This window comes from Candidatus Methylomirabilota bacterium, assembly GCA_035315345.1.
In the GTDB taxonomy this organism is placed as follows: Bacteria; Methylomirabilota; Methylomirabilia; order Rokubacteriales; family CSP1-6; genus CAMLFJ01.
In genome coordinates this window covers 1-11,321 of the sequence record DATFYA010000213.1, presented here as the reverse complement: position 1 = coordinate 11,321, position 11,321 = coordinate 1, and the positions used below count along the sequence as shown (strand labels likewise).

The window sequence follows — 11,321 nt, the reverse complement described above, 5'->3', positions numbered from 1 at the left end:
GGCGATGGCGATCGGCCGGATCCGGGCGCTCATCCCGCGACGCCCGGGGACGTGACGTCAGCCCGCCGCGAGGTCCGAGCCCCCGGCAGTGACGTAGCCCTGTTGCACGTCCCGCGCGCGCAGCGCCGGGTCGCGCTCCGCCGGGGGGCCGTACCCGCCGCCGCCGGGCAACAAGACCTCGACGAGGTCGCCGGGCCGGAGCGTCTGCTCGCCCTTGGGATTCGCCGGGGCACGGCCGTTGATCAGCACCTGGCCAGGAAGTCCGGGCCCGCCGCCGAAGAAGCCTTGCGCCGGGATGCGGGTGCGGTCGCAGAGCACCGAACAGGTCGCCGGCTGGTCGGACTGCACACGGAAGGCGATGACCTGCCCGAGCCCGCCGCGATACCGTCCGTCGCCTCCCGAGCCGTCGCGCAGCGCCTTGCGCTCGATCAGCAGCGGGGCGAGCGATTCGACGACCTCGACCGGCGTACCGAGGACTCCGGAGGGAAACGCGGTCGCCGACAGACCGTCCTGAGCCGGCCGGGCGCCGGTGCCACCCGAGCTGAAGAACGTGTAGACCCACGGGGAGCTGTCACGATGCTTGCCGGTGAGCTGGAGTCCCCAGATATTGGCGGAGCCCTCGGCCATCACCCGGTCCGGCAGCGCCTCCTTCAGCGCGCCGGCCACCACGTGGGGCAGGAAGTGGCCGACGATGTGCCGGGCCGCCACCGGGGCCGGGTGCTGCACGTTCAGGATCGAGCCTTCCGGCGCGGTGATCCGCAGGACCCGGAACGCGCCTTCGTTGTTGGGCACGTCGGGGCTGACGATGACCTTGACGCCGTAGGTCGTGTACGCCTCGGTGTAATTCATCACGACGTTGATGCCACGACGGCTCGCGGGCGACGAGCCCGTGAAGTCCACCCACAGGTCCTCACCGTCGACCGTGCAGCAGGCGTGGATCGTGATGGGCTCGTCGAAGCCGTCCGACGTCAGCGAGTAGCGATACTGTCCGGGACGCAGCGCGCCGATCGCCTGGCGCATGGCCCGCTCGGTGCGGCCGATGATCTCGTCGGCCAGCGGCTCGAGCCGGTCGAGGCCGAACTCGTCCATGAATTCGAGCAGCCGATCGCCGCCGACGCTGCCGCCGGCCACCTGGGCGTGGAAGTCGCCCATGACCAGGTCGGGCACCCGCGTGTTGGCCCGGATCATCGCGGCCAGGGACTCGTTCAGGCGACCGGCCTCGTAGAGCTTCATGATCGGGATGAAGAGGCCTTCCTCGTACACCTCCCGGGCCTCGGCGGAGAGCACGTGGCCGCCGATGTCCGCGCTGTGGCAGGTGGAGGCGAAGAAGGCCACGCAGTCCCGGCCGCGGAAGACCGGGTTGCAGACCGTCACGTCGTTGAGGTGGCCCGACGTCTTCCAGGGGTCGTTGGTGATGAGCACGTCACCCGGCTCGAGCCGCTCCAGCGGGTACGCGGCCAGGATGTGCTTCATGGCCAGCGCCATCGAGTTGATGTGGCCGGGGGTCCCGGTCACCGCCTGCGCGATCATGTAGCCCCGGCGGTCGAACACACCCGCCGAGAGATCGCCCGCCTCCCGCACGATCGACGTGAACGACGTGCGCATCAAGGCCGCGGCCTGCTCGTTGACGACACCGATCAACCGGCTCCAGCAGATGTCCAGCGTGATCGGGTCCATCAGCGTGCCTCCTCGGCAGACGGCGTGAGGATGAGGGACCGATGGGCGTCCACGGTCACCGTCGCGCCCGGCCCGACGACGGTGGTGGACTCTCGCTCCTCGACGATGGCCGGCCCGGTGAAGCGTGTGCCGGGGGCGAGCGCGTCGCGGTCGTAGACCGCGGTGTCGACGTAGCCGGCGGCTTCGGGGAAATAGGCTTGGCGGCGAGTCTTCATCTGCGGGGGCCCCGAAATGGCCCCCGCACTCCCCCCGGCCGCGGTCGACCGTTTACTTCTTGAAGGCTCTGTTGGATGCGGGGGCCCAGAAATGGCCCCCGGACTCCCCCCGGCCGCGGGCGACCCGAGAACGTCGGGGGCAGGCCCGGAGACGACGGCGCGCCAGTTGAGCGCCTCCAGCGGCACGCCCTGCGGCGTGCGGCTGTACAGAAGGCGATAGGCCGCCTCGAACGCGGTGGTGATGGCCTCGACGCTCTGCGGGCCGAGGGGGCCGAGCGGGATCGACACGTCCACCTCGTGTCCCTGTCCGAGATAGCGCATCTCGGCGCTGCGCCGCACCGCGATGTCGGCGTCCGGCACCCCGGCGCCGCGCACGATCCGCCGGCCCTCGGCCTCCATCTCGTCGAACAAACGATTGATCTGGGCCCAGTCGGCAGAGGCCATCCGCTGCGGGGCGGTGCGGACGAAGTCGAAGGCCAGCGGGGCCGCGAGCAGGCCGTAGGCCGACAAGGCACCCGCGCCGTGAGGAATGATGACGCGCGGCACCCGGAGGATCCGGCCGACGTGCCAGGCGTGCACCGGTCCGGCGCCCCCGAAGGCGAAGAGCGGATATCCGCGCAGGTCCTTGCCGCGCTCGATGCCGTGCACGCGGGCCGCGGCCGCCATGTTCTCGTTGACCACGCGATGGATGCCCCATGCCGCCTCGGTGAGACCGAGGCCCATCGGCCCGGCCACGCGCTCCTCGACGGCGCGTCGGGCCGCCTCCACGTCGAGGCGCATCCGCCCGCCCAGGAAGAAGCCCGCGTCGAGGTAACCGAGGAGCAGATCGGCGTCGGTGACCGTCGGCTCGCGCCCGCCCGCCCCGTACGACGCCGGCCCCGGATCGGCCCCCGCGCTGTCGGGCCCGACCTTGAGCAATCCCATGCGGTCGACCCGCGCGATGGAGCCGCCGCCCGCGCCGATCTCGATCAGCTCCACCACCGGCACGCGGATCGGCAGCCCGGAGCCCTTCTTGAAGCGATCGGCGCGCGCGACCTCGAACTCGCGCGCCAGCTGCGGCTCGCCGCGGTCGATGACGCAGGCCTTCGCGGTGGTCCCGCCCATGTCGAAGGAGAGCAGGCGCTCCTCGCCGACCTGTCGGGCCATCCGCGCCGCGGCCAGGGCACCGGCCGCGGGGCCGGATTCGACGAGACGAATGGGCACCCGCTTCGCCGTCTCGGGGGTCGCGATCCCGCCCGCCGACATCATCACGTAGAGCCGGCCCGGGACGCCCAGGGCCTGCAGCTTGCGCTCGAGATCGTCGAGGTAGCGCGCCATCAGCGGCATCACGTAGACATTGGCGCTGGTGGTGGACGTGCGCTCGTACTCGCGGATCTCCGGCACCACGTCGGAGGAGCAGGAGACCGGTACACCGGGCAGCAGCTCGCGGCAGAGCCGCGCGAGGGCCTGCTCGTGGACCGGGTTCCGGTAGGCGTGGAGCAGACAGATCGCCACCGCCTCGACGCCGAGGGTGGCGAGCCGGCCGATGGCGTCGCGGGCCTGCATTTCATCGAGCGGACGCAGGATCGAGCCGTCGGCCCGGACGCGCTCGGTGACCTCGACCCGCAGCTGCCGGGGCACGAGGGGGATCGGCGGATCGATGAAGAGGTCGTACATGTCGTAGCGGCCCTCTCGCCCGATCTCGACCGCGTCCCGGAAGCCGGCGGTGGTCAGCAGGCCCACCCGGGCGCCCTTGCGCTCGATCAGCGCGTTGGTGGCCAGGGTGGTGCCGTGGATCAGCGCGCCCACCGAGGCGGCGGTGCCCCCCGCCTCGTGGAGCAGGATCACCACGCCTTCCTCGACGGCCTGGGACGGATCCTTGGGAGTCGTGAGCAGCTTGCCCACGCGGGCCGCCCCGGTGGCCTCGTCCACCCACACCAGGTCGGTGAAGGTCCCGCCGATGTCGACGCCGATACGAGACGGATTTCCTCCAGGAGCCATGGGACTACCTCTTGTAGGCGCGGGCCTCGGCCGCCACCTTGGCCGGATCGAAGTTGTTGATCGACCCGATCAGCTCGTTGGTGATCAGATCGTGCACGTCGACCTTCTGCTTGATCACGCCCCACTTGAGCAGGAACTCGGCGTAGGCCGCGTAGTTGGTCTCGGAGTTCTCGCCCCACTTGCTCACGCCGGCCTTGTCGAGCTTCCAGTTCACGATCCGCGCCTGGAGGACGCGGACGTCGTCGCGGATCGCGGTGGCCTCGTCCTTGCCGGTCGGGCGCGTCTGCGGGTACACCTCGTACAGCATGCGGATCGCCGCCTCCGGATTGTTGATGGCGAAGATCGTGCCCCTCGCGTAGCCGCGCGCGACTGCCGCGGCCTCCCTCGGCCGCGTCTTCAGCGTGTCCTCGAGGGCGAGGAGCCCGTTGGAGGGATAGCGGTCGATGTCCTTGGTGTCCAAGACCCGTAGCTTCACGCCTGCGTTCTCGACCATCGCGTACTGGGTGTCGTACTGGCTCAGCGCCGCGACCTGTCCGCTCCGCACCATGGCGGCGGTCTGGGCGCCCTCCCCCGCGACCACCACGTTGATGTCGACGGCCGGATCCATGCCGCTGGTCGCGGCGAGGGCGCGGGCGATATGCACGCCCGCCGATCCCATCGAGATGACGCCGATGTTCTTGCCCTTGAGATCGGTCATCTTCTGCACCGGGCTGTCCGCCGGGACCGCGATGCCGTAGATGTTGCCCTGGTATGCGGTGTAGAAGATCTTGGCTTTCACTCCCTGCGGCCGCGCCGCGGCCAGCGGCTCGACGCTCGGCAGGGCGTAGGCGACTTCCTTGGTGGCCACCGTCTTGACACAATCGCCCGAGCCGGAGAGGGGCACCAGCTCGACCTCCACGCCGTCCTCCTTGAACCAGCCCATCTTGGTGGCGATCGCGAAGGGAGTGGCCGCGCTCGAGACGGTCTTGGCGCACCAGCCGACGCGGACCTTGGTCTGTGCGGCCCCGTCCGGCGCCGCGGACAGGGTGAGGAGCAGGGAAGCGCCGAGGGCGACGAGGCGAGCGATCATGCACTGACCCTTTCTTGTTCGGCCCGCTCCTTCTCGGAGGGGTCCCAGAAGAGGACACGCTTGCGGATCATCATGACCCCGCGGTTGAGAATCAGTCCCACCACCGAGAGGATCAGCAGGATGGAGAACTGTCCGGACACGTCCATGTTGAAGTTCATCGACTGGATGAGCATGCCGAGCCCCTTCTGGGCCCCTACGAACTCGGCCACGATCGCGCCGATCAGCGCGAAGATCATCGCCACGTCGAGCCCGGCCATGACGAAGGGCAGGGCGTTGGGCAGCCGCAGCATCCAGAAGATCTGCCGCTCGCTGGCCGCGAGCGAGCGCATCAGGCTCACGCGCTCCTCGTCGGCGGAGCGCAGGCCGACCATGGTGTTGACGAGTAGCGGGAAGAACGCGATCAAGGCCGCATTGATGACCTTGGAGGTGAGCCCGAGCCCGAACCACACCACGATCAGCGGGGCGAGGGCGACCTTCGGGAGGGACTGGAACATCACGATGTAGGGATAGAGGAAGAACTCCACCGGGCGGCTCATGGCCACGAGGGTGCCCAGGATCAGCCCCAGCGCCGATCCGGCCACGAAGCCCAGCATGGTCTCCAGCAGCGTGTGGGCGAGATGCTGCAGGTAGAGGCCGCTCGCGAATCCGCGCCAGAGCGCCATCGCCACCTGTGACGGCGGCGGCAGGATGAAAGCGGGAATGTCGAAGCCACGGACGACCGCCTCCCAGAGCCCGATCGACGCGCAGAACAGGAGCACGCTCAGGGTGATGTTCCGGCCGCTCCTCACGCGTCGAGCCCTCCCTTGACGCTGAAGAGCGCGCGGATGTGGCGCGTGTACTCTCCGAACTCGGGCGTGGCCATGACATCGAGGGAGCGCGGGCGGACGAGCTTGATCCGCAAGTCGTCGACGATGCGCCCGGGGCGCGGCGTCATCACGAGCACGCGGTCGGCCAGGAACACCGCTTCCGGGATCGAGTGGGTGATGAAGAACACCGTCTTCTTCTTCTCCAGCCAGATCCGCTGCAGCTCGAGGTTCATGTGCTCGCGCGTCATCGCGTCCAGCGCGCCGAACGGCTCGTCCATGAGGAGCATGGCCGGATCGTGAACGAGTGCCCGGGTGATCGCGACCCGTTGCTGCATGCCGCCCGAGAGCTCCCACGGATAGCGGCGCTCGAAGTCTCGCAGGCCGACCAGCGAGAGGAGGTCCATGGCTTGGGGCAGGTACCGATCGCGGCCCAGGCCCTGCACGTCGATGGGCAGCAGCACGTTGTCGAGCACGGTGCGCCAGGGGAAGAGCACCGGGGCCTGGAAGACCACGCCGATATCCCGCCGGGGGCCCGCGATCGCCGTGCCCCGGAGCGAGGCCGCGCCCCCGCTGGGCGCGAGGAGGCCGGCCAGGATCTTGAGGAGGGTGGACTTGCCGCAGCCCGACGGCCCCACCACCGCCACGAACTCACCCTCGCCGATGGAGAAGCTGATCCGTTCCAGCGCGGCGACCCCGCCGTCCCGCGTGGCGTAGAGCTTCGACAGGCGTTCGACCGAGATGGCTTCCGTGACCACTGCGAGGGGCAGTCTACACGAAATCGGTGCAGGCTACTGGAACTCCTGGGCGACCCGCGCGGCGAGTCCGGGATCGATCGTCTCGAGGATGGCGATCTGCTCGCGCGCGGCGGCTCCGTCTCCCCCGGCGAGATAGGCGCGCGCGAGGCCCAGGTGAGCGATCGGGTCCCTCGGACTCGCGGCGATGGCGCGCCGGAACGCGCCCATGGCCGACTCGACGCGGCCGGCCACGAGATAGGCCTGACCGAGGGTATCGAGGGCCGGCACCCAGCCGGGCTGCATCCGCAGGACGGATTCCAGCTCCGTGATCGCCTCGGCGGGACGGCCATCCTGGATGAGCGCGAGCGCGAAGTTGCGCCGCGCCCCGAGGTCGCGGGGATTGTCGGCAACGCGGTAGCGCAGCGCGGCCAGGCCTTCCTCCCGACGCCCCATCTCCATGAGCACGACGCCGTAGTTGGCGCGGTACTCGGAGCGGTCGGGCCGCAAGGCGATCGCGCGCTCGAAGGCCGCTACCCCCTCGGCGCGGTTGCCGCGGCGGGCCATGCTGACCGCGAAATGATGCTGACAGACCGAGCACGCGGGATCGATCTCGACCGCGTAGCGCCAGAGCGTCTCGGAATCCTGCCACACCGTGGTCTGGATGCTCGCGGACAGGCCGAGGCCGACGATCCACGCGAGGCAGAGGGCGAGCGCGGGCGCCGCGATCATGCGGCGAAGGGTTCCGCGTTGCCAGGCGTCGCCGACCAGGGCCACCAGCGCCCCCACCAGCACCGCAAAGCCCGCGCAGGCGATATAGGTGTTGCGGTCGGCGCCGAGGTGGTAACCGGTGTGCACGATACCGCTCACCGGCGCGAGCATCACCAGGTAGAACGCCCACGTCGCCAGGCCCGCCGGCCAGTGGCGACGAACGATCCAGACCGTTGCCGTGATCGCCAGCACCGCGACGGCGCTCCGCAGATAGGGTCCCTCGAGCGGGCTCACCGAGAGGGGTAGCTCGTAGACCGGACTGAGGTTCAAGGGCACGAAGGTCTTCCACGCGTGGAACCACACGTTGTAGGCGGCGATCGCCAGCCGAGTCTCGAGCGTCGCCGGGGTCAAGTACCCGGTGCTGCGCTGGACATTGAACGCGATGACGGCTGCGGCCGCCGCGAGCAGGGCGAACGGGATCTTCTCGAGCCACACCGACCTGCCGCGAGAGCTCCGCCAGTCGCGAAAGCCCGGACCGAGCCGGCGCAGCGGGTAGACGTCGAGGATCACCAGCACGAGCGGCAGGCCCATGACGATGGCCTTCGAGCCGAGGGCGAGCGCGGTGGATGCGAGCGCGACCAGGCGCCATCCGGCGCGCACCTCCGGTGGCCGTTCGTGGGTTTTCAGGTAGGAAAGCACGGCGAGCAGGAGGAAGAACCCGGACGTGAGAGCGCGACGCTCGGTGATCCACGCGACCGATTCAACTCGGAGCGGATGAATCGCGAAGAAGAGCGTGGCGGCCGCCGCGCCCGCGCTGCGCACGACCGACGACGCCGAGGGCATGGTCAGCCCGAGGAGGCGTCGAGTGACGAGGTAGAACAGGACGGCGCTCGCGGTATGCCATAGCAGATTCGTGAGGTGATAGCCGAATGGATTCATCCCCCAGACGACGTAGTCCATCCCCAGGGTGAGCCAGGTCACCGGGATCCAGTGCCCCATCAAGTTCGTCGTCAACATCCATTGAAGCCGGGACCATTGGAGGCCCCGGTAGTGCGGGTTGTCGAGGAAGTTCGTCTGGTCGTCCCAGTCGACCCAGTCGGCCCGGAGGGCGGGGAAGAAGACCAGCACAGTCACGAGGGCGGTCGCCACCGCGAGCGAGCACGCCACCGTACGCGCCACGCGGGAGGAGACGAGCACGGGCGCAGAATCGGATACTGCCGCGGCGGTGGTCGGAACCATCCGACGAGATTGCGGCGGCCTCGCCGCGGAAGGGAGGAACATCCCCTTCAGTCTACGAGGGCAGAATTAGAGGGTCAAGAAACGGAAGCGAGGTGACGCTGAAAGGCCTCGAGGGCGGCCGTTCCCACCGCGGTGTCTTGCTCGCCATTCCCTCCGCTGACGCCGATACCGCCCACCACGGCGCCGTCGACCTCGATGGGGAACCCGCCCACGAAGACCGCGAACCGGCCGGGATGCATGGCGTGGATGCCGAAGGCTTCGTTGCCGGGCAGGGCGGGACCGCCCGGCGGCTGGTTGAACTTGTGAGTGGCGCGGCGATGGCCGGCCGCGGTGAATGCCTTGGCGATGGCGATCTCCACACCGGTGATGCGGGCCTGGGTCATGCGGTGCAGCGCGATCGGATGGCCACCGTCATCGCACACGCAGATCGTCTCGGCCACTCCGATCTCGTGGGCCTTCCGCTCGGCCGCCTGCAGGAGCACGAGGGCGTCCTCGAGAGTGAGCCGCTTGATCGTGATCACGGCAGCTCCACGAAGATCTCGCCCGCGTCCGTGCGCACCGGATAGCTGGGAACCGCCGCGCCGCGTCCCGGGAAGAGGCACTGCCCGGTCCGGACGTCGTACATCCATCCGTGCCAGGGGCAGACCAGCCGGTTGCCGTTCAGCTTCCCCTCGCTCAGCGGGCCGCCGCGGTGCGAGCACACGTCGCCGCACGCGTACACGGTATCGCCCAGCCGGGCCAGCACGATGCGCGTGCCGTCGAGCTGCACCAGCGTCGGTCGGCCCGCCGGGACCTCGTCGAGCGAGGCGACCCGTCGGGCTTCGCTCACGCGTCTTCCTTGAGCACGAAGGCGCGATGCAGGCCCGTCATGTACTGCCAGCGCATCTCGGTCGCCTCGCGGACCGTGTCGGCGGCCTCGGCCTGCCTGTCCGGGGTGGTGCTGTGCCGCTCGACGATCTGGTAGCCGCGCTCGCCGTGCACCTCGTCCGCCTCGATGTGGATCGCGAAGAACTCCACCTCGTGGTCGGTGAAGCCGTAGTGCGTCTTGAGCGGGGGAAGGTTCCGCTTGTAGATGCCGGGCACCTGCGACTCGAGGCCGACCAGCAGGCCCGCCGCCGCGACGTGAAACGGCTTCCGCGCCGTCTCGTAGCACCACGCGGTCAGCGCGCGCGTGCTCGGCAGCTGTCGCGCGCCCTCGACCTCGGTCCGGCTCACCCCGCAGGCCTCGCCGAACCGGATCAGCAGGTCCACGTGCTTGGTGCCCGACTCCTCCTCGATGATGTTCTCGAGCAGGAAATCGCGGGCGTCGGGATCGGGGCAGGTGCCGTAGACGGTGGCGCACCAGCGGGCGAACTGGGAGACGTACTGGTAGTGCTGACAGACCCACTGGCCCAGCTGGGTACGCGTCAGCTCGCCGTTGACCCATTTCTCGGTAAAGGGATTCATCCGGCTGTGCCGGGCATTCACCGCCTGCTCGAGCCGGGTGCGGAACGGGCTCATGCTGGTCATGGCTTGCCTCCCTGCGAGGTGTCGCTTGTGCGCGGGTCGGTCTGGCCCATCAAGGCCTGGGTCTGCGCGTCGCGATACTTGCGGAGCGCCGCGCGGATGTGCGGGTACTTGTTGGCGAGGATGGCGCCGGCGAGCAGCCCGGCGTTGGTGGCTCCCGCGTTGCCGATGGCGAGCGTGCCGACCGGGATGCCTGCCGGCATCTGTACCGTGGAGAGCAGCGAGTCCATCCCGTTGAGGGCCTTCGACTGCATCGGCACGCCGAGGACGGGCAGCGCGGTGCGTGCCGCGCACACGCCGGCCAGGTGAGCGGCCCCGCCCGCGCCCGCGATGATGACCTCGAGCCCGCGCCCCTCGGCGCCGGTCACGTACTCGTCCACCAGCGCCGGGGTGCGGTGGGCCGACATCACGTTGACCTCGTACGGGACGCCGAGCGCGTCGAGCGCCTTCGCCGCGTTGGCCATGGTTTCCCAGTCCGACTTCGAGCCCATGAGAATGCCCACGAGCGGGGTGGAGGGTGTCATAGGCCGCTCATTCTAGCAGACCGTCGGCGCCCGATCCGGGGCGAAATAGTTCTGAAATTTACGTCGAGTGTCGTGATTTCATTGAGGAAGAGCATCGCCTCCATGTCGCGACCTCTTCTGGCTGATCGGGTTTCATGGACGGAGTCCGAGACTCCGTCAGCGGTGTCGCCCGCCGCCGCGCCGATCTCCCACTATCTCGTGGGCTGGCTCATCTGCTCGGTGCTGGTGGCGCTGCCGTTCCTGCTCGTGCGCTTCCCGCCCATCACTGATCTGCCTCAGCACGTCGCCCAGGTCCGCTTGTTCCAGGAGGCGTGGCAGGACCCGTCCGGCCCCTACCGGATACAATGGCTCACGCCCTACAGCCTGCAGTATCTCGTCCTGGCCGGCGCGTGGGCCATCGCCGGACCGGCCGCGGCGGGACGCGTGGGCATGCTCATGGTCGGCGTCCTGTGGGTCACGACCTTTCATCTCATTGCCTATCGTAGAAACAGACCGGTTGCCGCAGCGGCGCTTGCCTCGGCGCTGTTCTTCACCAAGACGACCTACTGGGGGTTCTACGGCTTCGCGGTTGGGTGGCCGATATTCGGCTTGTGGCTGCTTCTGACGACGGGCCGTAGGCGGGACTCTGTCCATTGGATCAACGCCGTTTCCGCCCTCGGAATCGGCGTCCTGCTGTATGTCAGTCACGTGCTGTGGGTGGCCGTGGCCGTTTTGTGGCTCGCTGTGTCGACGGTGGTGTTTCGTGTTCCGATTCGTGCTGTGCTCATGCGAGCGCTCGGCATCGGCCCAGTGGTCGTCATGACATGCATCTGGTATCCCCAGCTTGCAGCGGGCGGATTCACTTCGCCCACCGTATGGATCTA

General features: G+C 69.1%; 11 protein-coding genes. 1 reads left to right on the top strand and 10 read right to left on the bottom strand.

Annotated features, from left to right (window positions below):
- Positions 1–57: 57 nt before the first annotated feature.
- The 10 genes from VKN16_27310 to purE all read right to left on the bottom strand — a co-directional run bounded on the left by VKN16_27310 (position 58) and on the right by purE (position 10,458).
- The gene (locus VKN16_27310; GenBank protein HME97929.1) at positions 58–1,677 is read right to left on the bottom strand and encodes a hydantoinase B/oxoprolinase family protein; all 1,620 of its coding nucleotides are present in this window, start codon (positions 1,675–1,677) and stop codon (positions 58–60) included.
- A complete protein-coding gene (locus VKN16_27305) occupies positions 1,677–3,872 on the bottom strand; it encodes a hydantoinase/oxoprolinase family protein (protein ID HME97928.1) in 2,196 nt (731 codons plus the stop codon). Before VKN16_27305 ends, VKN16_27310 begins: the two co-directional genes overlap by 1 nt.
- Before the next feature lie 4 nt (positions 3,873–3,876).
- Positions 3,877–4,941, bottom strand: coding sequence for an ABC transporter substrate-binding protein (locus VKN16_27300; GenBank protein ID HME97927.1), 1,065 nt, complete (start codon positions 4,939–4,941; stop codon positions 3,877–3,879).
- The gene (locus VKN16_27295; GenBank protein ID HME97926.1) at positions 4,938–5,729 is read right to left on the bottom strand and encodes an ABC transporter permease; all 792 of its coding nucleotides are present in this window, start codon (positions 5,727–5,729) and stop codon (positions 4,938–4,940) included. Before VKN16_27295 ends, VKN16_27300 begins: the two co-directional genes overlap by 4 nt.
- A complete protein-coding gene (locus tag VKN16_27290; protein ID HME97925.1) occupies positions 5,726–6,502 on the bottom strand; it encodes an ABC transporter ATP-binding protein in 777 nt (258 codons plus the stop codon). The genes VKN16_27295 and VKN16_27290 overlap by 4 nt, the downstream gene beginning before the upstream one ends.
- A 33-nt stretch (positions 6,503–6,535) precedes the next feature.
- Positions 6,536–8,386, bottom strand: coding sequence for a tetratricopeptide repeat protein (locus VKN16_27285; protein ID HME97924.1), 1,851 nt, complete (start codon positions 8,384–8,386; stop codon positions 6,536–6,538).
- Positions 8,387–8,502: 116 nt separating this feature from the next.
- A complete protein-coding gene (locus VKN16_27280) occupies positions 8,503–8,949 on the bottom strand; it encodes a heme-binding protein (GenBank protein ID HME97923.1) in 447 nt (148 codons plus the stop codon).
- Complete coding sequence (locus tag VKN16_27275; GenBank protein HME97922.1) at positions 8,946–9,257, bottom strand: Rieske (2Fe-2S) protein; 312 nt, start codon at positions 9,255–9,257, stop codon at positions 8,946–8,948. The genes VKN16_27280 and VKN16_27275 overlap by 4 nt, the downstream gene beginning before the upstream one ends.
- Positions 9,254–9,937: an iron-containing redox enzyme family protein gene (locus VKN16_27270; protein HME97921.1), complete on the bottom strand. Its 684-nt coding sequence runs from the start codon at positions 9,935–9,937 to the stop codon at positions 9,254–9,256. The genes VKN16_27275 and VKN16_27270 overlap by 4 nt, the downstream gene beginning before the upstream one ends.
- Positions 9,934–10,458 (bottom strand): 5-(carboxyamino)imidazole ribonucleotide mutase, encoded by a 525-nt coding sequence (purE, locus tag VKN16_27265; GenBank protein ID HME97920.1) that lies wholly within the window; start codon positions 10,456–10,458, stop codon positions 9,934–9,936. Before purE ends, VKN16_27270 begins: the two co-directional genes overlap by 4 nt.
- Before the next feature lie 162 nt (positions 10,459–10,620).
- Here purE and VKN16_27260 point away from each other — a divergent pair.
- On the top strand, positions 10,621–11,321 hold a 701-nt coding region (locus tag VKN16_27260; GenBank protein ID HME97919.1), incomplete at its 3' end, for a hypothetical protein.

Excerpts from the sequence above, each read along its gene's own strand:
- purE (HME97920.1), bottom strand. The coding sequence starts at position 10,458 with ATGACACCCTCCACCCCGCTCGTGGGCATTCTCATGGGCTCGAAGTCG.
- VKN16_27270 (HME97921.1), bottom strand. The coding sequence starts at position 9,937 with ATGACCAGCATGAGCCCGTTCCGCACCCGGCTCGAGCAGGCGGTGAAT.
- VKN16_27310 (HME97929.1), bottom strand. The coding sequence starts at position 1,677 with ATGGACCCGATCACGCTGGACATCTGCTGGAGCCGGTTGATCGGTGTC.
- VKN16_27305 (HME97928.1), bottom strand. The coding sequence starts at position 3,872 with ATGGCTCCTGGAGGAAATCCGTCTCGTATCGGCGTCGACATCGGCGGG.
- VKN16_27300 (HME97927.1), bottom strand. The coding sequence starts at position 4,941 with ATGATCGCTCGCCTCGTCGCCCTCGGCGCTTCCCTGCTCCTCACCCTG.